The organism is Allobosea sp. RAF48 (genome assembly GCF_052114025.1).
Lineage (GTDB): Bacteria > Pseudomonadota > Alphaproteobacteria > Rhizobiales > Beijerinckiaceae > Allobosea.
The window spans coordinates 1-25,792 of sequence record NZ_JBFRDZ010000003.1 but is presented as its reverse complement, the minus strand read 5'-3'; the positions used below and the strand labels follow the sequence as shown (position 1 = coordinate 25,792).

The window sequence follows — 25,792 nt, the reverse complement described above, 5'->3', positions numbered from 1 at the left end:
AGGCCTTATTCTCAAACGAAAAGGGCGGCCCGAAGGCCGCCCTTGCATCGTTCCGTGCCGGAGCGCTCAGGCTCAGGCCTCACCCTCGTCGAGATCGTCGTCGGTCGGTTCCGCCTGGTCGAGGATACGGTCGGCAACGAGGCCGGAATTCTGGCGGATCGTGGCCTCGATCTTGGCGGCCATGTCAGGGTTGTTCTTGAGGAAGGTCTTGGCGTTCTCGCGGCCCTGGCCGAGGCGCTGGCTGTCGAAGGAGAACCAGGCGCCGGATTTCTCGACCATGCCGGCCTTGACGCCGAGATCGATCAATTCGCCGACCTTCGAGATGCCCTCACCGAACATGATGTCGAACTCGACCTGCTTGAAGGGCGGCGCGACCTTGTTCTTGACGACCTTGACGCGAACCTGGTTGCCGGTCGCCTCGTCGCGCTCCTTGAGCGTCGAGACGCGGCGGATGTCGAGGCGCACCGAGGCGTAGAACTTGAGCGCGTTGCCGCCGGTGGTGGTCTCCGGCGAGCCGTACATCACGCCGATCTTCATGCGGATCTGGTTGATGAAGATCACCATGCAGTTCGAGCGCGAGATCGAGGCGGTGAGCTTGCGCAGGGCCTGGCTCATCAGGCGGGCCTGGAGGCCCGGCTGGACATCGCCCATCTCGCCCTCGATCTCGGCGCGCGGCGTCAGCGCGGCGACGGAATCGACCACGAGCACGTCGATCGCGCCGGAGCGGACGAGCGTGTCGGTGATCTCCAGCGCCTGCTCGCCGGTATCGGGTTGCGAGATCAGGAGGTCGTCGAGATTGACGCCGAGCTTACGGGCATAGACCGGATCGAGCGCGTGCTCGGCATCGACGAAGGCGCAGACGCCGCCCTTCTTCTGGGCCTCGGCGATGGTGTGGAGCGCGAGCGTGGTCTTGCCCGAGGATTCCGGTCCGTAGATCTCGATGACGCGGCCCCTGGGGAGGCCGCCGACGCCGAGCGCGATGTCGAGACCGAGCGAACCGGTCGAAATCGTCTCGATCTCGATTGAGGGCGAATTCTTGCCGAGCCGCATGATCGAACCCTTGCCGAAGGCGCGTTCGATCTGGGAGAGCGCTGCATCGAGCGCCTTGGCCTTATCCATCGAGGAGCCTTCCACGAGTTTGAGATTCGCCTGATTCACGGTTCGGGCTCCTTATGGCAGGGCGAGGGGGACATCTCAATGCGTCTTGACATGAGGATGGTCACGCTTTGTTCTGGCCGGCAAGTTCTTTTTTTGTTCCAGGTGTCAGCTTGTGTCAGGAGGGGCTTTTATGTTTCTAGTCATGCTATTTTATCGGTCTGAATTTCGTTGAATCGTTCTTGCATGCGCTATGTGCATATCAAGGCGCTGCGTTTCCCATCCCGGCGCCTGCTGTTTCCTGTTATTGCGCCCGGAATCTCCATTTGTTTTCGAAAGTTGCCAACGTGTCCTTCGCCCCCGCCCAAAAGGCCCCGAACTCGCCGCGCCGTATCCTGCTGGCCAGCCTGATCGGCACGACGATCGAGTTCTTCGACTTCTACATCTATGCGACGGCTGCGGTGATCGTGTTCCCGAAGCTGTTCTTCCCGGGCGGCGATCCTACCTCCGCGATGCTCCAGTCCTTCGCGACCTTCGCGATCGCCTTCTTCGCGCGGCCGATCGGCGCCGCCATCTTCGGCCATTTCGGCGATCGGATCGGCCGCAAGGCGACGCTCGTCGCGGCGCTGATGACGATGGGGCTCTCGACCGTCGCCATCGGCATGCTGCCGACCTATGCCGCCGTCGGCGTACTCGCGCCGCTGCTGCTGGCGCTCTGCCGGCTCGGGCAGGGGCTGGGACTCGGCGGCGAGTGGGGCGGAGCAGTGCTGCTGGCGACCGAGAACGCCCCTCCGGGCAAGTCCGCCTGGTACGGCATGTTCCCGCAGCTCGGCGCGCCCGTGGGGTTCATCCTTGCGACCGGCAGCTTCCTTGCGCTCGATGCGCTCCTGACCGACGAGCAGTTCTTCAGCTTCGGCTGGCGTATCCCGTTCATCGCCAGCGCGCTGCTGGTCTTCATGGGGCTCTATGTCCGCCTTCGCATCAGCGAGACCCCGGCCTTCCGCAAGGCGATGGACAAGCATGAGCGGGTGCGCGTGCCCTTCATCAGCATCTTCGCTGAACACAAGCTCGCGCTGCTCTGCGGCACCTTCGCGGCGCTCGCGACCTTCGTGCTGTTCTACCTGATGACCGTGTTCTCGCTGAGCTGGGGCACGACCAAGCTCGGCTTCTCGCGCGACCAGTTCCTGCCGCTGCAGATGATCGGCGTCGTGTTCTTCGGCTTGACCATCCCGGTCTCGGCCGTGCTCGCCGATCGCTTCGGCCGGCGCCAGACCCTCCTGGCGACGACGCTCGGCATTGCCATCTTCGGCTTCTTGCTGGCGCCGCTCTTCGGCTCTGGCAGCACGCTCGGTGTGCTCGCCTTCTTCGTCGTCGGGCTGTCGCTGATGGGCTTCACCTACGGACCGCTCGGCACGGCGCTGGCCGAGATGTTCCCGACGGCCGTGCGCTACACGGGCGCCTCGCTCACCTTCAACCTGGGTGGGATCGTCGGCGCCTCGCTCGCTCCTTACGTGGCGACCTGGCTCGCGACCGAGAAGGGCCTGCCCTTCGTCGGTTACTATCTCAGCCTCTCGGCCGTGGTGACGATCCTGGCGCTGATCGGGGTGAGTGCGCTGGCTTCGCGCCAGGACGATGAGGCCGGCGCGGTTCCGGCGCGCTGAAGCCCGCTTCGCGTCATGGTCGGGCTTGTCCCGACCATCCACGTCTTCGCTGGGTAAGCGCCGTGTTCGCCACAAGGGCGAGCATGACGGCGTCCTGAACATCGTCGCGCTCGTCGATCCCGGGCTCAGGCCACCGGCCTGCTCCGGAGATGACGACCGGCGCCTTCAGCCCATCGCCGCCTTCACCGTCTCGACGAGCTGCTTCATCGTGAACGGCTTGGGCAGGAAGTGGAAGTCTTCGCCTTCCGGCAGATTTTTGCGGAAGGCCTCTTCGGCATAGCCGGAGACGAAGACGACCTTCGTGTTCGGGTTGCGCTTGCGCAGCTCGCCGAGCAGCGTCGGGCCGTCCATCTCGGGCATGACGACGTCGGAGACGACCAGGTCGATCTGGCCGTCATTCTTCAGGAAGAGATCGAGAGCCTCGACGCCGGATGCGGCTTCGTGGACGGTGTAGCCACGCGAGACCAGCATGCGGGCGTTCAGCGCGCGCACTGCATCCTCGTCCTCGACCAGCAGGATGACGCCGGCGCCGGTATGGTCGGCGGCGAGCTTCTTCGGTGCCTCCTTGGCGGCGACCTCGGCAGCGATTTCCTCCTGGCTCGGGACGTGGCGCGGCAGGAAGATCTGGAAGGCCGTGCCCTTGCCGATGGTGGAATCGACGAAGACATAGCCGCCGGTCTGCTTGACGATGCCGTAGACCATCGAAAGACCGAGACCCGTGCCCTTGCCGACCTCCTTGGTGGTGAAGAACGGTTCGAAGATCTTGTCGAGATGCTCCTGCGGGATGCCGGTGCCGGTGTCCTCGACCTCGAGCAGGACATAGTCGTCCGCGGGAAGGCCGGCGTGGCTGAAGCTCACGCAGTCCTCGCGGGCGACGTTGCGGGTGCGGACCGTCAGCTTGCCGCCATCAGGCATGGCGTCGCGGGCGTTGACGGCGAGGTTGACGATGACCTGCTCTAGCTGCCCCAGATCCGCCTTGACCGGCCAGAGGTCGCGACCCTGGCGGACGTCGAGCGTCACCTTGTCGGCGACGACGCGCTTCAGCATCAGCGAGAGGTCGGAGAGCACCTCGCCGAGCTCCAGCACCTGCGGGCGCAGGGTCTGGCGGCGCGAGAAGGCGAGCAGCTGCCGCACCAGCGCAGCGGCGCGGTAGGCGTTCTGCTTGATCTGCATGATGTCCGGGAAGGACGGGTCGGTCGGCCGGTGGCTCGCGAGCAGGAACTCGGAGGCGTTGATGATGACCTGCAGCACGTTGTTGAAATCGTGCGCGATGCCGCCGGCGAGCTGGCCGACGGCCTGCATCTTGCCGGCCTGGTCCATGTTGTCGCGCAGTTTGCGCTCGGCCGTGGTCTCCAGCGCATAGACGATGGCACGCTCGCCGTCGCCGTCCTCGGAGGCGGAGACCGGCGCGAGGTAGAGCTTGGCGGAGCGCCCGTCCTCGCCGGCGAGGGCGAGATCCAGCGGGCTCACTGCGGAGCTGCCCTCCACGACTTCGGCAACGCCGCGTTCGAGGCCGGAATGGGGCGCGACGAGATCGTAGATCGTCCGAAGCGGCGTACCGGACGGCGCGAGCCGGGCGAAGGCGGCGTTGGAGCGCAGGATCGCCCCGCTCTTGTCGACGGTGGCGATGGCCATAGGCGTCGAGTGGAAGAAGCGGGCGAAGCGGACTTCGGCATCGCTGCCGTGATCGGCGCCGGCCTCGCCGGGCGCGCGGTTGAGGACCAGCGTTCGGGAAGGGCCGGCGCGGCCGTCCTGCCCGAATGCGACCTGATGGTGCAGCCGCACGGGCAGCGGGTTGCCATTGCGGCGCTTGAGGTCGACGTCGAGCACCTCGACGCGGACATCGCCGGGCTGGCCGCGGATCGCCTGGAGCAGCGCGGCAGCGGCCGGCGTGCAGATGTCGTCGAGTTGCAGGCCGCCGGAGCCGAAGCGGGCTAGGTCGAAGTCGAGCCAGCTCGACAACGTGGCGTTGAGATAGGAGACCTCGCCGTCGGCGTCGATCGAGATGAAGCCGGCCGGCGCATGGTCGAGATAGTCGATCGCGTGCTGGAGCTCCTGGAAGGCGTTTTCCTGCCGCTCGCGCTCGGGCGTGATGTCGGTCACCGACCAGAGCGTGGCGTTGCCGGTCTCGCGGCGCACCGGCGTGACGCGCACGCGATACCAGCCGACCTCGCCGCGCCCACCGAGAGCAGGCTCGAGACGGACCTCCTCGACCAGCCGGCGGTTCTCGCGGGCGGCTGCGGCGAGCCTGTAGATCGCCTCCGAGACGTCGGCGCGGCCAGTCAGGAGACGCCCGACCGGCTTGAGGTCGTTCGCACCTGTGGCGCCCGCGAGCGCGAGATAGGCCTCGTTGGCGTAGACGATCTCGTTCTCGCCCTCGGTTACGACGATGCCTTCGTCCGCACTGTCGACGATCGTCTTGGTCAGGTCGTTGCGGGCGGCGCGGCCTGAGAACTGGACGAGGCCGATGGCGAAGGCGAAGAGACCGAAGACGCCGATGACCGAAAGAAGGGCCAGCAACCCAAGGATCAGCGGCTGCGCCCATTCATTGGCGAGGAAGCCGAGCGCGATGGCCGCGCCGACGAGCAGACCCGCGACCAGCAGGATGATGCCGATATGGCCGGGCTTGTCGGAGCGATCAATTGTGGTCGCCGTGGTGCCGCTCATGCGGTGAAGTCCGTTCGCTGCTGGGCCGCATCGGGAACGTTGCGGCCATCCTTCTTCGCATCGCTGCCGAGTTAGGCGCGCCGGCCCTTCAGGCGCAAGACGTAACCGATGACTTCGGCCACCGCCTGATAGTGTTCGACAGGAATTTCTTGGTCGATGTCGACCGTGGCGTAGAGCGCGCGCGCCAGCGGCGGGTTCTCGACGATCGGCACGCGATGCTCGCCGGCGACTTCGCGGATCTTCAGGGCCATGGTGTCGACGCCTTTCGCCAGGCAGAGGGGCGCCGCCATGCCAGGCTCGTATTGCAGGGCGACGGCGAAGTGGGTCGGGTTGGTGATGATCACCGTCGCCTTCGGCACCGCGGCCATCATGCGCTTGCGCACGCGTTGGGCGCGGATCTGGCGCAGCTTCGCCTTGACCTCGGGATTGCCTTCGGAGTTCTTGAACTCCTCCTTGATTTCCTGCTTCGTCATCTTCTGGCGCTGGTACCAGCTGAAGCGCTGCCAGGCGAAATCGCCGATGGCGACGATGGCGAAGAGGGCGAGCACCGCGCCCATCAGCTTAATGGCGAGCGAGAGTGTCGCCGGCATCAGGGCGGAAACGTTCATCTGCACGAAGGCTTCGAGCCGGTCGTGCTGGTTCCAGAGCGTGATCCAGACCACCGCGCCGATCAGCGCCGTCTTGGCGAGGCCCTTGGCGAAATTGACCCAGGCCTCCTTGCCGAACATGCGCTTGGCGCCTGCCATCGGGGAGATGCGGTCGAATTTCGGCATCAGCGGCTCGAAGGTCCAGAGCGGCTTGTGCTGGAGCAGGGCGCCGGCGAGCCCGGCGCAGAGGATGAAGGCGAAGGGCAGGCCCAGCGCCATGAAGCCGGTCAGCACGCCCTGCCGTGTGACATGCATGAAGGCAGCGCCGTCCTGCGGCACCTGATGGGCGTTCATCAGGAAGGAGCGCAGCGAGAGCATGGCATCGCGCGCCGACCAGCCCGCGGCGACCAGCAACGCAAGCGTGAAGCCACAAAGCACGAAGAAGGTGCCGATCTCCTGCGATCGGGGGACGTCGCCTTTCTCGGTGGCCTCGTCCAGCTTTCGCTGGGTCGGGTCCTCTGTCCTGTCCTCGTTCTCGGTATCTTCGGCCATGGCGTGCTCAGCCCCCCGTGAACTGACGCAGGAAGGCGCCGAGATCGTTGAGGAAGACGCTCATCATCACCCCGACCACGACGAGCAGGACAAGCATGCCACCGAGGATCGAGGCAGGCACGGCGAGGAAGAAGACCTGGAGCTGCGGCATCATCCGCGCCAGCACGCCGAGGCCGAGATTGAAAAGGAGGCCGAACACGAGGAAGGGCGCCGAGATCTGCACGGCGAGGGCGAAGCCGCGCGCTGCCGACTGCACGGCGAGCGTCAGGATATCCGGCATCTCGGGCACGCCGCCGGGCGGCAGCAGGCGGTAGCTCTCATGGATCGCCGCGATGGCGATGTGGTGCAGATCGGTCGTCAGGATCAGCGTGGTCCCGAGCATGGTCAGGAAATTGCCGATCGACGGGTTCTGCAGGCCGCCGGTCGGATCGACCGTCATGGCGAAGCCGAGGCCCATCGTCTGGGCGACGAGCGTGCCGGCCGTCTGCAGGCACGCCATCACCAGCCGGGCGCAGACGCCGATGATCAGGCCGATCAGCAGCTCGCCGATGAGCAGCGCGACGATACCGGAGACATCGGGCGGGATGCGCAGGGAAGGCCGGGCGACCGGCACGATCATCAGGGCGATGAAAAAGGCGAGCGACAGCCGCGATCGCGAAAAGATAAAGCGCTCGCCGATGCCGGGCATCAGCATGACCAGCGTGCCGACCCGCGCGAAGACGAGCACAAAAAGGGCGCTGATCTCGGGCAGGATCGCGATCTGCATCGTGCCGCAGGCACCTTTCCGCCAGCGCGGGTGCCGCGGGCCTGCGCCGGCAAAGGCCGGCTGCAGTCGCGACAGGCTCATCCGCCCGTGGCGATTCGGGCGGCGACTCGCCCCATATAACCCGCCAGCGCGTCACCCATGAACGGCAGAAACAGCATCAGCGCGGCGAAGACGGCAACGATCTTCGGGACGAAGACGAGTGTCTGTTCCTGGATCTGGGTCAGTGCTTGTACCAGCGAGACGGCGAGGCCGACGACGAGCGCGATCACCATCAGCGGTCCGCCGACCTTGAGGAAGACGACGATACCATCGCGGGCGACGTCGAGAATGGCTCCGGAGGTCATGATCTTATCTCGATCCCTTGGCCGTCAGACCGGCATCCGCATGATTTCTTCATAGGCGGCGATAACGCGGTCGCGCACGGCGACCAGCGTCTCGATCGCAGCCTCGCTTTCCGCGACCGCGGTGACGACATTGACGATGTCGGCCCGGCCGCCGGCGACGGTGGCGGTCTGGGTATCGGCCTTGCGGCCTGCCTCGGCCGTGGCGTCCAGCGCCTTGCCGAGCAGGGCGGAGAAGTCCGGCCCGCCTGATTCCGTGCCGCTTGTGGCGAGCGGCTTGCGCATCAGATTGCCGGCGCCCACCCCCTGGATGGAGGCGTAGGCGCCCGCAGCGAAACCCGGAGTAGCCATGGCGGTTCAGTCCCCTTCTGGAGCCGCGCGGTTCAGGCGCGCAGGATATCGATGGTGCGCTGGATCATCCGGCGCGTCGAAGAGATCAGGTTGAGGTTGGCCTCGTAGCTGCGCTGGGCCTCGCGCATGTCGACCATCTCGACCAGCGAATTGACGTTGGGCATCTGCACGTCGCCCTTGGCGTCAGCTGCCGGATTGCCCGGCTCATGCTTGACCTTGAAGGCGCTCTGGTCGCGCTGGACCTTGCCGAGCGCGACCAGCTGCGCGTCGAGCTCGCGGTCGAAATGGCGCTGGAAGGTCGGGACCTTGCGACGATAGGGCTCGGCGCCGGCGCGCTCGGGGCCTGAATCGGCGTTGGCGATGTTCTCCGAGATGACGCGCATGCGGCCGGACTGGCTGCGCAGGCCCGAAGCGGCGACGGCGATGCTCTTGATCAGATCCATGATCAGCGCCCCATCCTTTAGCGTCCCTTGCCGATGGCGATCTTCATCAGGCCGAGACCCTTGCTGTAGAGCGAGGCGGCCAGCTGGTAGTCCGACTGGTTCTGCGCGACCTTGAGCATCTCGTCCTCGAGGTTCACCGCATTGCCGTTCGGGGTCGTCTCGAAGCGCGGGGCGCCGGTGCCGTCGAAGCCGCCATTGCCGGTGGACAGGCTCATATGGCCGGCGCTGGTGCGGGCGAGGGCCACGCCGGCGCGGGCCGGGTCGACGCTCGGCTGCTTCAGGTCGACCGGGCGGAAGCCCGGGCTGTCGGCATTGGCGACGTTCTCGGCCAGAATCTTCTGGCGCGACTGCTGGTACTGCATGCGCAGCTTCAGCGCCTGCATCAGGCCGCCGCCGATGCTCAAGCCGTCATTCGCCATGGCCCAGCCCCTCGCTGCACTGCCGGATACTAGGCAAATCCTGCCGGGCTCATGGTTAACAACCGGTTAAGTCTGCGGCATTTCATAGGTCGCGTTAACCACGCGTTCACCATGTTTCCCGATGGTGAAAGCGTTATGCTATAGCTAAGGTGTTGAACCTCGTGCGGAACTTCGGCCGCCGGGGGCCGTCTTCGCAGATGAGGCAGACCTTGCAGAGCTTGTTCGGATTGGAACTCTCGACCGCACAGAAGGTGATCGTCGCCTCTGTCGTCATCCTTGTGCTTCTCGCCCTGCTCGGACTTTTCGTGCGGCAGATCCAAGGCGGGCGGTTGCGGCTGCGCGGCCAGGCCGGGGGGCGCCAGCGCCAGCCTCGCCTCGGTGTCGTCGACAGCTACGATCTCGACCGCCAGCGCCAGCTCGTTCTGATCAGGCGCGACAATGTCGAACACCTCGTCATGATCGGCGGTGCCTCCGACGTCGTGGTCGAAGCCAATATCATGCGCAGCGGTAGCCGCGCGGTCGCGCCGAACTACAATGAGACGGCGCTGCCCGACCGCCCGCTGCCGCCTTTCGAGACGCTGGTTCCGCCGGCCGAACCGCCTGCGCGCCCCGGCGACGAACTGCGCAGGACGCCTGCCGTCGCCGAGGCTCCCGACGTTCTGCCGCCGTTGCCGACGCGTTCGGGGCCGACGCATGGCGAGGTCGCCGCTGCTGCCGCCGCGAGCGCGGGAGTTGCAGCTGCGCTCGGCCTTGGTGGTGGCGAGACACAGCCGGCGCCGAAACCTATCGTTCCGCCGGCGCCGCCAGCTCCGATCCCGCCCCTCACAACGGGCCCAGCCCCGAGTTTTGCACGCGAACACGCGCCGCCGCCGGCTGTCAGCGCGGGCGAGCTCGACGACATGACCCGCCAGCTCGAGGAGGCGCTGAAGCGCCCGTTCTCTGCGGTGCGCCCCGCCAATCTGCCGGGCGAAGCGGTGCAGGAAAGCGCTGCCCCGCCGGTGAAGCCGCCCGTGCCGCCGGTCAGGCCCTTCGAGAAGCCGGTTGCGGAAGCGCCGAAGCCGCCCGCCGAGCCGGTCGAGCCGCCACCGCCGCTTCCGCCGCCACCGGCGCCCGAGCCGAAGGTCACGCTGAAGCCTGAACCGGCCCCGGTCCCGGCCGCGCTGCCGCGCCAGCCGGTGCTCCCGAGCGATGTCGAGGCGGAGCTTGCGGCCGCGCTGGGGTTGACGCCGGAGCGTACGGCTCCCAAGCCCGCCGCGCCCCCGGTGCCTGCTCCTGCTCCTGCGCCTGCCGTGAAGGCTCCCGAGCCGAAGCCGGTCGAGATGAAGGCGCCGGAGCCGCCACCGCCGGTTGCGCCTCCCAAGCCGAGCGAGCCCACGCCGGTGATCGACGAGGACGAGTTCGAGGAGGCTTTCGCAGCCGTCGCCAAGCCGGAGCCCGAGCGGGAGGCCAAGCCCGAGGCCGTGCCCGAGCCCGAGCCCGAGGTGAAGCCCAAGGCCGACAAGCCGGCCGAGCCCGAGACGAAGGAGCTCGATCCCTTCTCGGTCGATGCCATCGAGGCGGAATTCGCCCGCCTGCTCGGACGCGACCCCAAGGCGAAGTCCTGAACGATCTCGGTTGATGCCGCTGCCGGCGGCCATCAACAGGAATGTCGGCCCTCCGGTCCTGAGGCGCCGCGCACCGGTTGCGCGGCGCTTTGCCGTGACTAGCCTCGTGCGGTCCGATCGCGTGAGTCGGGCGTAGCGGCAGCCGCGTGTGACATCGAGTTCCAGACCAGCGAGACGCTATCGTTTCGGGCGCGCCCTGCTGGCCGCCGCGCTCCTGCTCGCGCTGCAGGCGACACCGGCGCTGCCGCAGACATTGTCGCTCGATCTGGGGCAGGGTGGCGGCGTCGCCGAGCGGGCGCTGCAGCTCATCGCCGTCATCACGGTGCTGTCGCTGGCGCCTTCGATCCTGATCATGGTGACGTCGTTCACCCGGATCGTGGTGGTGCTGTCGCTGCTGCGCTCGGCGCTGGGCACGCAGACCGCGCCGCCCAATGCCGTGATCATCGGGCTTTCGCTGTTCCTCACCGGATTCGTCATGGCGCCGACGCTGCGGGAGGCCTACACCAACGCCGTGCAGCCGCTTGTCGCGGGGCAGATCCAGCCGCAGGAGGCCTATAACCGCGGCGTCGTGCCCTTCAAGACCTTCATGCTCAGGCATGTCCGCGAGAAGGATCTGGCGCTCTTCCTCGACATGTCGCAGGGGCCGCGCCCGCAGCAGCCGCAGGACGTCGGCGTCGAGGTGCTGGTTCCCGCCTTCATGATCTCGGAGCTGCGACGTGCCTTCGAGATCGGCTTCCTGCTGTTCGTGCCCTTCCTGATAATCGACCTCGTGGTGGCCTCGATCCTGATGTCAGTCGGCATGATGATGCTGCCGCCGGTGACGGTGGCCCTGCCATTCAAGCTGATCTTCTTCGTGCTGGTCGACGGCTGGGGGCTCGTCACCGGCTCGCTGGTGAAGAGCTACGGGGTCGGGGGCTGAGGAAGTCGCTCGTCATGCTCGGGCTTGACCCGGGCATCTCGTGACGCGTGGCCGCGGGAGCCTCGACCGGACGGAGATTCTCGGGTCTGCGCTTCGCTTCGCCCGAGAATGACGGTGCGGCTCCCGTAAGCTTCAGCTTACCACGACCCGGCCGCGCTGGATGCGTAGGCTGAGCGAACCGTTCTTCAGTGCCAGGGCCTTCTCGCCGAAGACTTCCCGCCGCCAGCCCTTGAGTGCGGGCACATCGGAGAGCTCGTCCGAGGCAATGGCTTCGAGATCGTCGCTCGAGGCGATGATCTTCGGTGCGACGCGCTCGGCATCGGCAACCGCCTTGAGCAGCACCTTGAGCAGGTCGAGCACGGCGCCGTTGGCCGGCCGGCCGCGTTCGCGCTCCAGCCTGGGCAAGGTCTTTGGATCGATCGCGGCCGAGCGCTCGATCGCGGCGAGAACCTCGGCACCGTTGCGCGAGCGCTCGAAGCCGTTGGGGACCGAGCGCAACTCGGCAAGGGCTTCGACCGTGCGTGGGCCGCGTTGGACGATGTCCATCAGCGCGTCGTCCTTGAGAACGCGCTGACGCGGCACGTCACGGCCCTGAGCCTCACGCTCGCGCCAGGCGGCAACCTCCATCAGGATCGGCAGTTCGCGCGGCTTACGGACACGCCCCTTCAGCCGCTGCCAGGCATTCTCCGGCTTGACCTCGTAGGTCCCGGGCGAGGTCAGCACCGCCATTTCCTCGGCGACCCAGCTCTCGCGGCCGCTCGCATCGAGATCGGCCTTCAGCGCGAGATAGATCTGGCGCAGATAGGTGACATCCGATTCGGCATAGGCGAGCTGTGCTTCGGTGAGCGGGCGGCGCGACCAGTCGGTGAAGCGGGAGGACTTGTCGATGCGGGCCTTGGCGAGATCGTTGGCGAGCTGCTCGTAGCCGACCGAGTCGCCGTAGCCGCAGACCATGGCGGCGACCTGAGTATCGAAAAGCGGCGCCGGCAGCACGCGCCCGAGCAGCCAGACGATCTCCAGATCCTGCCGGGCGGCGTGGAAGACCTTTACCACGGACGCGTTGACCATCAGCCCGAAGAACGGGGCGAGGTCGAGATCGGGCGCCAGCGGATCAACCAGAACGGCCTCGTCCGGCGAGGCGAGCTGGATCAGGCAGAGCTTCGGATAATAGGTCGTCTCGCGCAGGAACTCGGTATCGACCGTCACGAAAGGGTGGGCGGCGAGGCGGTCGCAGGCGGCGGCGAGCTCGGCGGTATCAGTGATCAGATGCATGGCCTTCGGCTCTTAGCAGAGTCCGGGGCCGGATGTCGCGGCCGTTCTTGACATTTTAGGCGCGCGCGTGTGGTTAGCCCGCAAGCTGCGGCCGGCCCGATTTGGCCGGCTTCCATTGCCTTTCCGAAAGACAGTGCCGTGACCCTCCATCGCTACCGTTCCCACACCTGCGGCGCGCTCCGCGAGAGCGACATCGGTCAGACCGTTCGCCTCTCCGGCTGGTGCCACCGCATCCGCGACCATGGCGGCGTGCTCTTCATCGACCTGCGCGACCATTACGGCATGACGCAGGTAGTGGTGGATCCGGATTCGCCGGCCTTTGCGGATGCCGAGACGCTGCGCTCGGAATGGGTCGTGCGCATCGACGGCAAGGTCAAGCCCCGTCTCGCCGGCACCGAGAACGCCAACCTGCCGACCGGTGCGGTCGAGGTCTTCGCGACAGGCATCGAGGTGCTCGGTCCCTCGGCCGAATTGCCGCTGCCGGTCTTCGGCGATCTCGAATATCCCGAGGATACCCGCCTCAAGTACCGCTTCCTCGACCTGCGTCGCGAGAAGCTGCACAACAACATCATGCTGCGCACCAAGGTCATCGACTCGATGCGCCGCCGCATGAAGGATTCGGGCTTCTCGGAGTTCCAGACGCCGATCCTGACCGCGTCCTCGCCGGAAGGCGCGCGCGACTTCCTGGTGCCGAGCCGCCTGCATCCGGGCAAGTTCTACGCGCTACCGCAGGCGCCGCAGCAGTACAAGCAGCTCCTGATGATGGCGGGCTTCGACCGCTATTTCCAGATCGCGCCCTGCTTCCGCGACGAGGATCCGCGCGCCGACCGCCTGCCGGGGGAGTTCTACCAGCTCGACGTCGAGATGAGCTTCGTCGAGCAGGAGGACGTGTTCGCGACGATGGAGCCGGTGATCACCGGCGTGTTCGAGGAATTCGCCGAGGGCCGCACCGTCCAGAAGAACTGGCCGCGCATTCCCTATGCCGAGTCGATCGCCAAATACGGCTCCGACAAGCCCGACCTGCGCAACCCGCTGGTGATGCAGGATGTCTCCGAGCATTTCCGCGGCTCGGGCTTCAAGGTCTTCGCGCGCATCCTCGAGGGCGAGAAGAACCGCGTCTGGGCGATCCCTGCGCCGGGCGGCGGTTCGCGCGCCTTCTGCGACCGGATGAACTCCTGGGCGCAGGGCGAGGGCCAGCCCGGCCTCGGCTACCTGATGGTCAAGGAAGACGGCGAGGGCCAGGGGCCGATCGCCAACAACATCGGGCCTGAGCGCGTCGCCGCGATCATCAAGCAGATGGGGCTGAAGGGCGGCGACGCCTGCTTCTTCGTCGCGGGCGATCCGGACAAGTTCTACAAGTTCGCCGGCAGCGCCCGGAACAAGGTCGGCCAGGAGCTCAACCTGATCGACGAGAACGTCTTCGCCTTCGCCTGGATCGTCGATTTCCCGATGTTCGAGTACAACGAGGACGAGAAGAAGGTCGATTTCTCGCACAACCCCTTCTCGATGCCGCAGGGCGGTCTGAAGGCGCTGACCGAGGAAGACCCGCTCTCGCTCAAGGCCTTCCAGTACGACATCGCCTGCAACGGCTTCGAGCTGGCCTCCGGCGGCATCCGCAACCACCGCCCCGAGGCAATGGTGAAGGCCTTCGAGATCGCCGGCTATGGCGAGGAGACGGTGATCGAGCGCTTCGGCGGCATGTATCGCGCGTTCCAGTACGGCGCCCCGCCGCATGGCGGCATGGCGGCGGGCGTGGACCGCATCATCATGTTGCTGGCGCGCGCGACGAACCTGCGCGAGGTCGCGCTGTTCCCGATGAACCAGCAGGCGGTCGACCTGCTGATGGGCGCGCCGGCCGAGGCGACGCCGAAGCAGCTGCGCGAGGCGCATCTGCGCGTCAACCTGCCCGAGAAGAACGGCTGACCACCATGCCTTCGCTGCCTGCCGGGCGAGCCCTGTCGCTCGCCTGCCTTCTTGCGCTGCCGCTCGGCGCCTGCGTCGCCGGCGAAGCCGATACCAGCGCCGGGCGTGCCTCGGCGCTGGCCACGACCGTCTCGCGCGCGACGGCCTGCAAGGCGGCCAAGCCGCAGCGCGGCACGCTCGATCGCTTCCTCGCCGCGGAGAAGGCGCGCGGGGCGAGTGACGAACAGCTTGCCGCTGCCCGTTCTGCCTATGTCAGCGTGTCCGAGGCCGAGACCGTCAACCAGGGTATCCGCCCCGAGCCTTGCACGGTCGAGGAGCGGGGGCAGCTCAAGGAACGGATGGGCCGCATCCGCGGCGGGAACTTCGACGCCTCCTGAGCGGCTGCCGATTTCATGACCACTGCCAAGCTGTTCGCCGCGGGGCTGATGCTCCTCGGGATTGCCGGGTGCACCAGCGTGGCCGGCCCGCCGCCAGGCACCGTGGAGTATGCCGCCGCGACGGTCTCGCGCGCCTATGATTGCGGCCTGCGCGTCGACCGCGGCCGCATCATCGCCCGGCTCGACCGGCAGGACCGCCAGCGCTTCATCGAGGCCAATGCCGGCTACGCGGTGAAATCCTACAAGGCGCCGCACCGCTGCGACACGGCGGAGCGCGAGCGCGTGCAAGGCGAGATCGGCGCGCTCGCCCGGCGCTAGATCGCCGTGCGTCATGCCGAACGCAGCGCGGCAACTAGCTCTTTGTGAAAGCAACGGATTCCTCCGAAAGCCGGATTCCGCTTTTCGGTCCGATGCTGTGAATTCGCTTGCGTCCCGCGCAGTGTCGAGGCCACAAGGCCGCAATGCCCGCCGCCGCCATCACCGCCATCGTCGTCAGCTACGACAGCGCCGAGGTTCTGCCCGCCTGCCTTGATGCGCTGGCGGCCGAGGGCGTGCCGGCGATCGTCGTCGACAATGCCAGCCAGGACGAAAGCCGCAGCGTCGCCGCGGCGAAGGGCGCAAGAGTGATCGCGAACGCCCGCAACGAGGGCTACGGACGCGGCAACAATATCGGTATCGCCGCGGCCGACACGCCGTATGTGCTGATCGTCAATCCCGATCTGGAACTACGCCCGGGCGCGGCCACAGCGCTGCTGGAAGCGGCCGGGCGCTATCCCGATGCCGGGATGCTGGCGCCGCGTATCATCGAGCCTTCGGGCCGGGTCTTCCTGCAGCCACGTTCGCTGCTCTCGCCTGATCATCTCAACCGCAGCGGTGGCATGGTCGTGCCGGAAGGCGACGCCTGCCTGCCCTTCCTCTCCGGCGCCTGCCTGCTGATCCGGCGCGAGCTGTTCGTCGCGCTGGGCGGCTTCGACCCGGCGATCTTCCTGTTCTACGAGGATGACGACCTGTGCCGGCGCATGCGCGATGCCGGCCATGCGCTGATCCATGTCCATCGTGCCGAGGCGCGGCATGGCCGCGGTCGCTCGAGCGCGCCATCGCCGCAGCGCCGGTTCAAGGCACGCTGGCATCTGGCCTGGTCGGAAGGCTATATCGCCCGCAAATACCGCCTGCCGGAGCCGGGCCCGATCCGCACGCTGGAGAATTTCGGCAAGGCGATCGGCTACGGCCTTCTGCTCAACCGCGAGAAGATGAGCGCCCATGCCGGCTCGGTCGCGGGGGCGCGGGCCTGGCGTCGCGGCAGGACGGCGCTGGCGCATGAGGGGCTGGAGGTTTCGCCATGATCGGGCGTGCGCCGCGTGTCGCGAAAGCGCTCGCCAATCCGCACAACAATTTCGGCGTGCTGCGCTTGGTCATGGCCGTGGCCGTGGTGATCTCGCACGCCTTCAGCGTCACCGACGGGCGGCTCGAGCAGGAGCCCTGGTTCGCGACGACGGGCTTCACGCTGGGCGAGCATGCCGTCAACGGCTTCTTCGCGATCTCCGGCTTCCTCGTCACGATGAGCTTCCTGCGACGTGGCTGGCGCGACTATGTGCTGGCGCGGGTGCTGCGCATCGCGCCCGGCCTGATTGCGGCGACGCTGATCGTGGCCCTCGTGCTCGGCGCGCTGATGACGAACCTCGACCGGGCGGCGTATTTCAGCGATCCGCGGCTGTGGCGCTTCATCAGCGCGACGCTGACCAGCTTCAAGAGCGCAGCCGCCCTGCCGGGCGTGTTCGAGGGCAATCCGCTGCAATTCCCGATGGGGACGGTCTGGACGCTGAAATACGAGACGCTCTGCTATCTCGGGGTTCTGGTCGCGGGTCTCGCCGGCCTGCTCGCCAGGCCGCGGCTGGCCCTGGCCGCGCTTGCTGCCCTCACCATGGCGGTGGTCCTGCGCGAGGTGCTGATGCCCCACGGACCGAAGGGCACGGAGACGGCCCTGCGCCTGCCGCTGATCTTCCTCGCCGGCGGCGTCATCTATCTCTATCGCGAGCGGGTGACGCTCTCGCTGCCGCTGCTGGCGCTCGCGCTTCTCGCGCTGGTGCCGCTCGCTTACACGCCGTTCTACAAGGCGGCGCTTTATCTCGTCACGGCCTGGGGCGTTCTCGTGATCGCACTCGCCCCGGCGTTGACGCGCCGCTCGGTAGAGCCGCCGGCAGACCTGTCCTACGGCGTCTATCTCTATGGCTGGCCGGTGCAGCAGGCTCTGCACGCGCTGTTTCCGGCCCTTGGCGCGGTTGCGCTGCTGTGGCCCTCTATGGTTGCGACCTTCGTGATCGCGGCCTTGTCCTGGTTCCTGGTCGAGAAGCCGGCGCTCAACCTCAAGCGCCGGTTGCTGCGCGCGTCCTGACCGCGGCGACGAACTCCCCGATCCGCTCGCTCATGAGGAGCGGAAGGAGGGGGGCGAGCCGTTCGCGCGGAAGCTCCCACCAGCGGCTCTCGAGAAGTGCCGCGACAGTTGCCTCGCCGAAGCGCAGCCTGACGACGCGGGCCGGATTGCCCGCGACGATCGCATAGGGCGGCACGTCGCGCGTCACGACGGCCCGGGCCGCCACCACGGCGCCATGGCCGATGCGGAGGCCGGACAGGATCATGCATTGCGAGCCGAGCCAGACATCGTGGCCGATGACGACGTCGCCACGCGTGGTGTCGTGGCCGCTCACGCCCGCCGTCTCCGGCCAGAGGCGAGGCAGCGCGGGGAAGGGGTAGGTCGTCGCCCAGTCGAGCCGGTGATTGCCGCCCAGCAGGATCTCGACGCCGTCGGCGATCGAGCCGTAGCGGCCGATGGCGAGCCTCGCCCCGCTTTCGGGGAAGCGCACCTTCGGGCGGCCATAGGTGTAGCGGCCGAAGACGAATTGCCCCGGCCGCCGTGCAAGGAGATGCGCCAAGTGTAGCCGGGTCTGGTTGTTCGGGTTCAGCCGTTTGCGCAGCCAGCCGCGCGGGACGGCGGGCAGTCCTGCCCACCATCCTTGCAGGCGCGAGGGGCGCCAGTCGCGATCCTCGGCAGCGATGACGCCCTCCAGATCAGAGGGCATCGGCCTTCAGGTCGATCTTGTCGAAGATTTCCGTCGGCTCGGTCATGGTGATGACGTCGGCGAGGCCGAGGCCGGTCTGCGACTTGGCGCTGGCCTGGACGTTGAGCGTGCCGGGCTTCGCGACGAAGCGCGAGACCGCCGCGGTCAGCGTCTTGGCGGCGTCGGAGGGGCCGAGGATCGCGGCAAGGCCGAGGCTTGCGATCATCGCATACTGCTGGCGGACTTCCTCGACCTTGCGCTTCGACTTGCGGGCCTCGTTCTCGATCATCTTCTCGACCAGGCCGAAATTCTGCAGCTTGACCTGCAGATTGCGCGCGGTGGCGCCGAGCGCGGCGACCTGGGCGAGGGCGAKATCGCTGGAGAACAGGTCCTTCGTGACGTTGCCGAGCGTGCCGGAGGCGTCAAGCTGGACGAGGCCGGCGCTGCCCAGCGACAGGCTGCGGATGGCGAGCTCGTTCTTCGCCGCCTCCCAGGCCAAGTCGAGCTTGGCCGAAAGATCGAGCGAGCGGATGCCCATCGCGATCATGTCCTTGGCGGCCGGGTTGCCGGCCGTGTCGACGATCGGGGTCACCAGCTTGTCGATGGTCAGCGCGAGGCTGGTCGGGATGCCGTTGAGCTGCTCGCCGGCCTTGAGCTCGAAGGTGCCGAGCGCGATCTTGATCGCGTCCTTGCCGGTGATGGCCGGCGGCGCGTCGATCGAGATCCCGGCGAGGCGCACCGTGCCGATGGTCGGGATGAAGCGGCGGAAGTCGAGCTCTTCGATCGGCTTGTCAGGCTCCGTCAGCGCTGCGCGCAACTCGCGGAAGACCGGCGCGAAGGAGAAGCCGGAATAGCTGATCGTGTCGATGCCGCCCTTGGCGGGGCCGGAGCTGAAGCGGAAACCTTCGAGAGCGAAGCCCGACTTGGCCGGCGTATTCTCGCCAAAGGCCATGCGGGCGATCTTGATGTCGACCGCATCCGGCTTGGTGTCCGATTGCGGCGGGGCAGAAACGGTCATGGCGAAGTCGCGAGCCTCGCCGCTGCCATATTCGAACATGTCGAAGAGCGAGAGCATGGACAGACCGAGTCGCTTCTCGGCGTCGCTCTTCTGCGCGGATTTCTCCTCGCTCTGCTCGGCCTTGCCGTCCTTCTTGCCGGCCTCTTTCTTCTCGACCTCCTCGGAGGCGGCGGCGAGCTGGTTGACGACGTCGAGCAGTGGCTCGGGGCCGACCTTGGCGGCGAAACCGCGCGCAGTGGTCTTGCCCAGCGACGCCTTGCCGGCCTTGCCCATGTCAAGGGTGTAGCCGTCCTGCTCGAAGCTGCCGATCAGCGGCGACATCTTCTCCTCGACGYCCGGCGCAGCCTTCTCGGTCAGCACCCGCGCGCTCTGGCGCAGGTCGAAGGCGTCGAAGGCCGTGCGCTTCAGCTCGCCCTTGATCGGGCCGGTGGCGCCACCGTCGCCGACGATCGTTCCGCTGGCGGATTCACCGTGGCCGATCCTGCCTTCGCGGATGTCGGTGAGGCGGATGTCGCGATAGGTCGTCGTCTGCTTCTGATCGCCGAAATTCTGCACCATGGTCAGCTCGGGTGCGCTGATCTCGGTCGCATTCAGCCGGCCCGCGCGCGCCGCCGCCGAATCACCGGCGGTGCTGGTGAACAGGGCGAGGAAGACATCCTTCTCCAGCGTAGAGCCTTTGACGGTGATCTTCGGCGCATTGATCACCATCCGGCCGAGATCGATCTTGACGTTGTCGATCTGGAAATCGGCGGCCCAGACGGGAGACGCAAAGGCGATGAGGACGGCCGTCAAGGCCGTGCCGGTGAGATGCGTCGGCCGACGAAGGCGCGCGATCGACATAAGGGACTCCTGCTTCATTGGCCGGGCGAAACTGCCGCGAGCGGATAGCGAAAGAAAGCCGCCGAACTCTGGGAGGCAGCGTCCTGCATTCATATGACGAGGAAAGGCTTGACCGGAAGATGGCGGACACGGCCATCTGCCGAAGATTCGCCATCCGCCGCTTCTAAAGCATGAGAATGGCGATGGCCGCCATGGAGTTGGGACGCGATGCACGCCTTCAAGACCGCTTTCGCCGCAATCGTTCTCGTCCTGATGGCGCTGATGCCCGCCGCCGCCCAGAGCCAGCCTGCCTCAGCCGGCGCCGGGCTCGAACCGCTCGTGATCGTGAGCGGCGGCACGCGGCATGCCTTCCAGGTCGAGGTGATGCGCACGCCCGACCAGCGCGCGAAGGGGCTGATGTTCCGCAACTACATGCCGGCCGATCGGGGTATGTTGTTCGACTTCGGCGCCAGCGAGCCGGTGGCGATGTGGATGCAGAACACCTACATCTCGCTCGACATGCTGTTCATTCGAGCGGACGGCACCATCGCGCGCATCGCGGAGCGGACGGAGCCGCTTTCGACGCGCACGATTCCCGCCGGCGAGCCGGTGCTGTCGGTGCTCGAGATCAATGGCGGCGTCAGCAAGCAGCTTGGCCTCAAGCCTGGAGACAAGGTCGAGCATCCGCTGTTCAAACGCTGAGAGGCGGCGAGGCGGGGGCTGCTGGCGAATAAAGCCCGCTTCGTGACGGCCGCCCGCAAAACTTCGTGAACGGCCGGCCAGGCTTCGGGTTGCGCTACCGTGCGGGGACGAAGGCGAAGATCACGTTCTCCCACGACGAGGCGGGGACGACGCCCGGGATGCGCCAGCGCAGCGAACGCGGCAGCTCCCGGCGAACGTGGGATCCGTCCGCTTCCGCTGTCAGGGCCTGCCGCGGCTTCTCCGATTCGTCGTTCTCGTCCCTGTTCGACGGGTCGACCTCCCGCACAAGGTGCGGCTTGGGGAAGTGCTTCTCGCGCTCTCTTCTGGCCTCTTCCTGCTCGCGCCTCGTCTTTGCCAGGCGCGCAGCGCGCGAGAGCGGATTTCCTCGTTTCATGGCGCGTTCCTTCAGGGCTTTGCAGCTATGAGAAGCTGGTGGAGATGCAGGGCTGCACGCGCGATGTACGCAGCCAGGACGAGCACAACGAGCACTCTGATCCAGGCGTTGATCGGTGAGGCTTCGGCAGGACCCCGGCTGTGCCGGAACGGTGCGACCTGTTTCATATCGGCGCGTTCCTTGTGGCGTGGAGCCGAGCGCTTCAAGGAGTGCGCCACCGGCGCCCGCCGAAGGCCGCCGCCTTCCGCAAGAGGCGAGCCGCTTCTCGAGCGGCGATAGCGTCGGCCGCCGGGTTACATGGGAGGGGAGCGATGCTCGTTCCCAAGAGCGATGGAGGGACGAGACAAACGGCCGGAAAACATCGCTGGGCGTTAATGGGAACTTCCTGTTCCCAAACCGTCCCGACGATGCTATTTCGTTCCGCGTTGCGGCAGGTGGTTTTGGAACTGTCGTGATGGTTTTGCGAGTGATACGATACACTTGCGGACTGTCGGGGTATAGCGCAGCCCGGTAGCGCATCTGCTTTGGGAGCAGAGGGTCCCAGGTTCGAATCCTGGTGCCCCGACCATTCCAGACCGGTACAATACGGCCCGGCTCCCGGGCCGGAGCAAATCTGGTGACGGCCGAGCGCTATTCATGACCGCACGTATCTACCGACCGGCCCGTACGGCCATGCAGTCCGGCACCGCCAAAACCGAGCGCTGGCTGCTCGAATACGAGCCGGAGCGGCCGCGCGAGATCGAGCCTCTTATGGGTTGGACCTCTTCGTCGGACATGAAGAGCCAGCTCAGGCTCTGGTTCGACAACGAGGCGGAAGCCGTCGCCTATGCCACGCGCAATGGCATTCCTTTCCGCGTCGAGCAGCCGCATGAGCCGAAGCGCCGCTCGGTCTCCTACTCGGACAATTTCAAGTATACGCGCGTCGGTCAGTGGACGCATTGACGCGATGACGACAGGCGAGGGGCCCTCCCTTCGCTTTCGGGCCCGTAGCTCAGTTGGATAGAGCAATAGCCTTCTAAGCTATCGGTCGCAGGTTCGAATCCTGCCGGGCTCGCCATTGTTTTCATTGAGGAATCTTCCTTTGTTCGAATCGCCATTCTGACAAGGATGCTCTTGCTCATTCTGACGGATCGGCCTCTTTCGTTCTGGTGGCCGTCCGTTTTCTGGCGCCGCTGGCGACCTGCTTCATCGTCTTTTTGACGTAGCGGTTGAGCACCTTCGGCGAGCTATGGGCCGACTGGGCGATGATCTCGCGGTCGGTCATGTCGCTGTCTCCGGCCTCGGTCAGGCCGCCGTGCCGGAACGATGCGAAGGTGAGCTCGGGGCGAAGCCCGGCCTTGGCGAAGATCTTCTTGGCCTGATGGCTGAGGTAGGAGAGGTCCCCCGAATCGCTAGCCCAGGGCACCGGGGCGCCCTTCTTCTCGTCCTTCCAGTCTCGGACCAGCATCAGGCCGCCAATCCGGTTCGACCGAATCGCATCGAGGCGAGCCATCAGGGCCGGGAAGAGCGGAACGCGCTCCCGCTGCTCCGGATCGTACAGCGGCCACCAGACCTGCTTCCCCGTCTTCGGATGTACGACCAGGACGGCGTCGGGGTTCGACTTCGGCCGGTAGTGGTCCACTACGAAATCCATGAAAATGTGCCGCTCGCGCTGAAGCCACTCCCACGTCATCAGGGCCGCCGTGCCGATCGACGATCGATTGTTCGCGTCGCATGCGGCGACAAAATCGAGCAGCTCCTGGTATGTGGCGGCCGGCGTCTCCTTCGAGACGTCGTTGAGCCCCATCTTCGCGAACGGGTTCTCCTTCGGCACGATGTCGGGCTCGGCGCGATAGGCAACGTTCCATGCCCGCCGGCAAGACTTCATCGCGTGGTTCGCCGTCGTCTGCCGCGAGCGAATGACCTCGTTGCCGTCCTCGTCTTCCTCTTTGACCGTCGAGATGGCCTCGAGCAGGCGATCAGCCGCGCGCGGGGTGATGCTTTCCAAGCGAAGGGAGCCGAAGCGCCGGCCATCCTTCAAGCTGTGGTTGGCGACCAGGCCGAAGCCGTTCTCGTGCAGCTTCTTCGTGCCCTCGTCGAGGTTCAGATAGCGCTTGTCGTCGCGGTAGGTCTTGATCAACCAATCGAAGGTCCCTTCGATCGTGCGGGCCGGGACCATGTCGGACATTCCTTCGGTCCGCCATGAATCGAATTGGGGAAGGCAAACGGTCTCGGCGAGGTCGTAGGCAGCGTCGCGCTCGAAACCCAGCGCGCGGTTCTCCACTGGGCAACCCTTCGCGCGGGCCCAAGACGGCACCCCGAAGTAAAATGCCCATTTCCTGGCTCCGCTGAGCCACTTCTTGGTCACGTATCGGGGGCGCTGCCGCGGCTTCATCAGATCAACTCCGCAACGTCTTCAGCTTTAAGGGCGCGAGGAGCGTCGTGCTCGAAGCGAGCCCTTATGAAAGACCTGCAGGAATCAACCGTCCAGATCGGTTCGCGCTTCGCACCTTTCCCGATCATGTCGCAGGGGCGAGGGGCCTCGCCCGCTGCAACACGCCGGAAGAACTCCTTGGTGTCGCTGCAGTCGAAATACGCGGCAGCGGAATCAGCGCGCAAGAGCGCCGGCCAGGCGCCGTGCGGCGGGTATCGGGCAGGGAGCGTCCGGGCCATCGTCATGACCTCCTCAGCGCGTTGCCGGAGGAGACCATGCGGAAGCCGTCTTCGAATTCGAGGCCGACGGAATTCATGGTGCCACGCGCGAACACGCGGCAGCGCTGGCCCTTCCGGCTGCAGCGATCCCAGCGGTAGATGTAAATTCGATCGGAATTGGCTGCCGACGCTCGGGGCCTGGGAGCTAAGCAAACGCCGGCAGCCCGCGCACCCGCCAACGCAACGCATCGGATGGCGAGTGGAGCATGAGGCAGAACCGGGATCGTGGCGTCCTTCATTTGGAGGGGAGGCATCAGAGAAGCCTCCCGGCCCGATCCTCGGCTTCGGCGCGCTGGCGGAACTCAGCCTCCATCTCCTCGAAGATGCCGATCTGAAACGCAGCCTCGGCCTCCTTCATCGAGCCGGCTGCGACGCGGGTTGCATATGGTCTGGCGACTGCGCGCCGCGAGGTCGGCGCCGGCATGGTGCCGGTGCGCGAGGGCTTCAAGAAGTCCGATGCCGAAGCTCGCGCCTATGTCGCCAAGCACTATCCGAACAAGGGCTATTCGAAGCCGGCCGGACCGTGGGGCCATGTCTACTACGGGCGCGGCATCGTCCAGCTCACGTGGTTCGACAACTACGATCGCGAGGGGATCGCGGCAGATCCTGATCGCGCCCTGGATCCTGTCTTCGCCGCCGAGCTGATGTTTGTCGGCCTGCTGGACGGCCGCTGGAACGGGCAGGGCAGGGGCTTGGCCTTCTACCTGCCAACAGGCGGCCCTGACGACCTGATGAACGCGCGCCGTACGGTCAACATCACCGACCACTGGGAAGAGATCGCCGGCTTCTACCAGCAGTTCATGGCGGCGATCGCAGCAGCTCGACCCTGATCCCGCAGCGGCCGGGTTCGCCGCTTCCCTCACATCGGAGCACCATCATGAAACGTACCGTCCTCCTGCTCGACCAAGGCTCGCAGCGTGGCGAGGCCATGACGGAGATGCGCTCCGATATCACCCGCCTCAGAACGAGTGTGGCTGGGCTCAAGACCGATACAGCGATCATCCGCAACGGCGTCATGCTCGCCCGCGTCGGCGGTCGGCTAGGTCGCTTCCTGATTTGGGTCGCTCCAATCGCTGTGGGAGCGTTCGTCTGGCTGGGAGATCGCTGGGACCTGCTTGTTAGCTTCGTCCGAGGATCAGGTCGAAGCCCATGAGGAACTCGAGCGGCTGAACGCCGCAAGATGGACTTGCCGGCCTAACCGGCTGCCTTCGGACGTTTCCTCCCTAACCTTGGCCCGGTCTCCGAAAGGGGGCCGGGCCTTTTCGCTTCGACGGCGTAAGCTACGACCAAAGCGCCAACCGAAAACCGTTCACCGACCGCTGCTAGATGCCGAACGTCAGGAAACGAGCTGGCGCCTCAGGCTCGCGTATTCAGCTTCAGTTATGGTCCCCGCTGCCTTCAACTTGATGAGCTTCTCAATCTCGTCGGCAGCGCTAAAGCCGACGACCTTCCGAAGTTCCTCGCGTGCATGCTGCGCTCGCTCTAAGTTACGCTCGGCCATGCCTCGTCCCTGAGTAAGCAAGTACGCGAACACACCAAAGTAAGGCAATACGATTAGCGCGATGATCCAAAGGACTTTGCTCAGGCCAGATACGTCGTGACGCCGAAAGAGGTCGCTCGCTACGGTTATGAAGAGCCAGAACCAGAGGATAAACATAAAAACAGCGAATGCGTCGACGACAAAATTCGCAAACGTAAAACCGCCCTCGAATAGCATTGATCATCTCCTAAGCGAACTGCGGTGCTGCAGCAGTCGTGCGACGTCAGAGACGGCATTAGTCCAGGCCCACGATGAGGCCAATCTGCAGAGAATCCCGCTTCGTGACGCTGCGTCCCAAAGCGGCCTTTTGATGCAGTCGGGCAGGGTGCTTCCGATCCCACTACCGCAGCAAATTTGACAGCATCAGTTCAGACACGGCCCCGTCCGCTCCGGCTGGAGGGGCCTTTTGCTGTTCAGGCTGCCTCAGGGCTTTCCCGCCCTGTGACCGCGAGATACCGATCGCTGGAATGCATCACGGCGACAAGTATCTGCTTGCCGTCATCGCATATCACGCGCAGCCGGTAGAAGAGCTCGGCGGGATCGATCTCTGAAATATCGCAGAAGAGGTATCCGGCGCGCGTGTCGTCGCAGTCGC

General features: G+C 66.2%; 28 protein-coding genes and 2 tRNA genes. 14 read left to right on the top strand and 16 right to left on the bottom strand.

The features are described from left to right. Positions 1-72: 72 nt before the first annotated feature. Entirely contained in the window at positions 73-1,119 is a 1,047-nt protein-coding gene (gene recA, locus AB4Z10_RS06330; RefSeq protein ID WP_441470024.1) for a recombinase RecA, read from the bottom strand. 323 nt (positions 1,120-1,442) lie between these two features. Between recA and AB4Z10_RS06325 the strand changes: the two genes are divergently transcribed. Next, on the top strand, positions 1,443-2,756 hold the full coding sequence (locus AB4Z10_RS06325) for an MFS transporter (protein ID WP_441469541.1): 1,314 nt from the start codon (positions 1,443-1,445) through the stop codon (positions 2,754-2,756). Positions 2,757-2,921: 165 nt separating this feature from the next. Here the strand turns inward: AB4Z10_RS06325 and cckA are convergent, their stop codons facing one another. From cckA to flgB, 7 genes are all read right to left on the bottom strand, one after another. Beyond that, positions 2,922-5,423 (bottom strand): cell cycle histidine kinase CckA, encoded by a 2,502-nt coding sequence (gene cckA, locus AB4Z10_RS06320; protein ID WP_441469540.1) that lies wholly within the window; start codon positions 5,421-5,423, stop codon positions 2,922-2,924. Between the two features lie 71 nt (positions 5,424-5,494). Further along, positions 5,495-6,562 (bottom strand): flagellar biosynthesis protein FlhB, encoded by a 1,068-nt coding sequence (gene flhB / locus AB4Z10_RS06315; RefSeq protein ID WP_441469539.1) that lies wholly within the window; start codon positions 6,560-6,562, stop codon positions 5,495-5,497. Positions 6,563-6,569: 7 nt separating this feature from the next. Further along, a complete protein-coding gene (fliR, locus tag AB4Z10_RS06310; protein ID WP_441470023.1) occupies positions 6,570-7,328 on the bottom strand; it encodes a flagellar biosynthetic protein FliR in 759 nt (252 codons plus the stop codon). A 77-nt stretch (positions 7,329-7,405) separates the two neighbouring features. Continuing rightward, complete coding sequence (gene fliQ, locus AB4Z10_RS06305; RefSeq protein ID WP_441469538.1) at positions 7,406-7,672, bottom strand: flagellar biosynthesis protein FliQ; 267 nt, start codon at positions 7,670-7,672, stop codon at positions 7,406-7,408. A 24-nt stretch (positions 7,673-7,696) separates the two neighbouring features. After that, the gene (locus AB4Z10_RS06300) at positions 7,697-8,020 is read right to left on the bottom strand and encodes a flagellar hook-basal body complex protein FliE (RefSeq protein WP_441469537.1); all 324 of its coding nucleotides are present in this window, start codon (positions 8,018-8,020) and stop codon (positions 7,697-7,699) included. 32 nt (positions 8,021-8,052) lie between these two features. Further along, complete coding sequence (gene flgC / locus AB4Z10_RS06295; protein ID WP_400508392.1) at positions 8,053-8,463, bottom strand: flagellar basal body rod protein FlgC; 411 nt, start codon at positions 8,461-8,463, stop codon at positions 8,053-8,055. 17 nt (positions 8,464-8,480) lie between these two features. Beyond that, positions 8,481-8,882 (bottom strand): flagellar basal body rod protein FlgB, encoded by a 402-nt coding sequence (gene flgB, locus AB4Z10_RS06290; RefSeq protein WP_441469536.1) that lies wholly within the window; start codon positions 8,880-8,882, stop codon positions 8,481-8,483. A 209-nt stretch (positions 8,883-9,091) separates the two neighbouring features. Here flgB and AB4Z10_RS06285 point away from each other — a divergent pair, with 209 nt between their 5' ends. Continuing rightward, positions 9,092-10,486, top strand: a complete 1,395-nt coding sequence (locus AB4Z10_RS06285; RefSeq protein WP_441469535.1) for a hypothetical protein — start codon at positions 9,092-9,094, stop codon at positions 10,484-10,486. Between the two features lie 148 nt (positions 10,487-10,634). Next, a complete protein-coding gene (fliP, locus tag AB4Z10_RS06280) occupies positions 10,635-11,405 on the top strand; it encodes a flagellar type III secretion system pore protein FliP (RefSeq protein WP_441469534.1) in 771 nt (256 codons plus the stop codon). A 132-nt stretch (positions 11,406-11,537) separates the two neighbouring features. On the opposite strand, the gene rnd is transcribed toward fliP, so the two are convergent. After that, the gene (rnd, locus tag AB4Z10_RS06275; protein ID WP_441469533.1) at positions 11,538-12,677 is read right to left on the bottom strand and encodes a ribonuclease D; all 1,140 of its coding nucleotides are present in this window, start codon (positions 12,675-12,677) and stop codon (positions 11,538-11,540) included. A gap of 138 nt (positions 12,678-12,815) precedes the next feature. Between rnd and aspS the strand changes: the two genes are divergently transcribed. From aspS to AB4Z10_RS06250, 5 genes are all read left to right on the top strand, one after another. After that, entirely contained in the window at positions 12,816-14,600 is a 1,785-nt protein-coding gene (aspS, locus tag AB4Z10_RS06270; protein WP_441469532.1) for an aspartate--tRNA ligase, read from the top strand. A 5-nt stretch (positions 14,601-14,605) separates the two neighbouring features. After that, positions 14,606-14,977 (top strand): hypothetical protein, encoded by a 372-nt coding sequence (locus AB4Z10_RS06265; protein WP_441469531.1) that lies wholly within the window; start codon positions 14,606-14,608, stop codon positions 14,975-14,977. Between the two features lie 15 nt (positions 14,978-14,992). Then, positions 14,993-15,295 carry a hypothetical protein gene (locus tag AB4Z10_RS06260; protein ID WP_441469530.1) on the top strand — a complete coding sequence of 101 codons (303 nt, stop codon included), beginning with the start codon at positions 14,993-14,995 and terminating at the stop codon, positions 15,293-15,295. 143 nt (positions 15,296-15,438) lie between these two features. Then, complete coding sequence (locus tag AB4Z10_RS06255; protein WP_441469529.1) at positions 15,439-16,320, top strand: glycosyltransferase family 2 protein; 882 nt, start codon at positions 15,439-15,441, stop codon at positions 16,318-16,320. Next, positions 16,317-17,369: an acyltransferase family protein gene (locus AB4Z10_RS06250; RefSeq protein WP_441469528.1), complete on the top strand. Its 1,053-nt coding sequence runs from the start codon at positions 16,317-16,319 to the stop codon at positions 17,367-17,369. The genes AB4Z10_RS06255 and AB4Z10_RS06250 overlap by 4 nt, the downstream gene beginning before the upstream one ends. On the opposite strand, the gene AB4Z10_RS06245 is transcribed toward AB4Z10_RS06250, so the two are convergent. Then, positions 17,341-18,054 (bottom strand): CatB-related O-acetyltransferase, encoded by a 714-nt coding sequence (locus tag AB4Z10_RS06245; protein WP_441469527.1) that lies wholly within the window; start codon positions 18,052-18,054, stop codon positions 17,341-17,343. The genes AB4Z10_RS06250 and AB4Z10_RS06245 overlap by 29 nt on opposite strands. After that, the gene (locus tag AB4Z10_RS06240) at positions 18,044-19,891 is read right to left on the bottom strand and encodes a hypothetical protein (RefSeq protein WP_441469526.1); all 1,848 of its coding nucleotides are present in this window, start codon (positions 19,889-19,891) and stop codon (positions 18,044-18,046) included. Before AB4Z10_RS06240 ends, AB4Z10_RS06245 begins: the two co-directional genes overlap by 11 nt. 207 nt (positions 19,892-20,098) lie before the next feature. Between AB4Z10_RS06240 and AB4Z10_RS06235 the strand changes: the two genes are divergently transcribed. Further along, a complete protein-coding gene (locus AB4Z10_RS06235) occupies positions 20,099-20,572 on the top strand; it encodes a DUF192 domain-containing protein (protein ID WP_441469525.1) in 474 nt (157 codons plus the stop codon). A gap of 94 nt (positions 20,573-20,666) precedes the next feature. Here the strand turns inward: AB4Z10_RS06235 and AB4Z10_RS06230 are convergent, their stop codons facing one another. Next, entirely contained in the window at positions 20,667-20,966 is a 300-nt protein-coding gene (locus tag AB4Z10_RS06230) for a hypothetical protein (RefSeq protein ID WP_441469524.1), read from the bottom strand. Positions 20,967-21,457: 491 nt separating this feature from the next. Between AB4Z10_RS06230 and AB4Z10_RS06225 the strand changes: the two genes are divergently transcribed. The 3 genes from AB4Z10_RS06225 to AB4Z10_RS06215 all read left to right on the top strand — a co-directional run bounded on the left by AB4Z10_RS06225 (position 21,458) and on the right by AB4Z10_RS06215 (position 22,023). Continuing rightward, positions 21,458-21,534, top strand: a tRNA-Pro gene (locus AB4Z10_RS06225). Between the two features lie 68 nt (positions 21,535-21,602). Then, a complete protein-coding gene (locus AB4Z10_RS06220; protein WP_441469523.1) occupies positions 21,603-21,908 on the top strand; it encodes an ETC complex I subunit in 306 nt (101 codons plus the stop codon). Positions 21,909-21,946: 38 nt separating this feature from the next. Beyond that, positions 21,947-22,023: transfer RNA gene (locus tag AB4Z10_RS06215), tRNA-Arg, on the top strand. Positions 22,024-22,083: 60 nt separating this feature from the next. On the opposite strand, the gene AB4Z10_RS06210 is transcribed toward AB4Z10_RS06215, so the two are convergent. Then, positions 22,084-23,340, bottom strand: coding sequence for a hypothetical protein (locus AB4Z10_RS06210; protein ID WP_441469522.1), 1,257 nt, complete (start codon positions 23,338-23,340; stop codon positions 22,084-22,086). Positions 23,341-23,910: 570 nt separating this feature from the next. Then, positions 23,911-24,081, bottom strand: coding sequence for a hypothetical protein (locus tag AB4Z10_RS06205; protein ID WP_441469521.1), 171 nt, complete (start codon positions 24,079-24,081; stop codon positions 23,911-23,913). On the opposite strand from AB4Z10_RS06205, the gene AB4Z10_RS06200 reads away from it, so the two are divergent. Together AB4Z10_RS06200 and AB4Z10_RS06195 are read left to right on the top strand one after the other, a co-directional pair. Next, on the top strand, positions 24,080-24,487 hold the full coding sequence (locus tag AB4Z10_RS06200) for a hypothetical protein (protein WP_441469520.1): 408 nt from the start codon (positions 24,080-24,082) through the stop codon (positions 24,485-24,487). The genes AB4Z10_RS06205 and AB4Z10_RS06200 overlap by 2 nt on opposite strands. 47 nt (positions 24,488-24,534) lie before the next feature. Continuing rightward, a complete protein-coding gene (locus AB4Z10_RS06195; protein ID WP_441469519.1) occupies positions 24,535-24,810 on the top strand; it encodes a hypothetical protein in 276 nt (91 codons plus the stop codon). Positions 24,811-24,993: 183 nt separating this feature from the next. On the opposite strand, the gene AB4Z10_RS06190 is transcribed toward AB4Z10_RS06195, so the two are convergent. Then, positions 24,994-25,374 carry an SHOCT domain-containing protein gene (locus tag AB4Z10_RS06190; protein WP_441469518.1) on the bottom strand — a complete coding sequence of 127 codons (381 nt, stop codon included), beginning with the start codon at positions 25,372-25,374 and terminating at the stop codon, positions 24,994-24,996. A 236-nt stretch (positions 25,375-25,610) separates the two neighbouring features. After that, positions 25,611-25,792, bottom strand: a 182-nt coding sequence (locus AB4Z10_RS06185) for a hypothetical protein (protein ID WP_441469517.1), incomplete at its 5' end; no start/stop codon positions are given.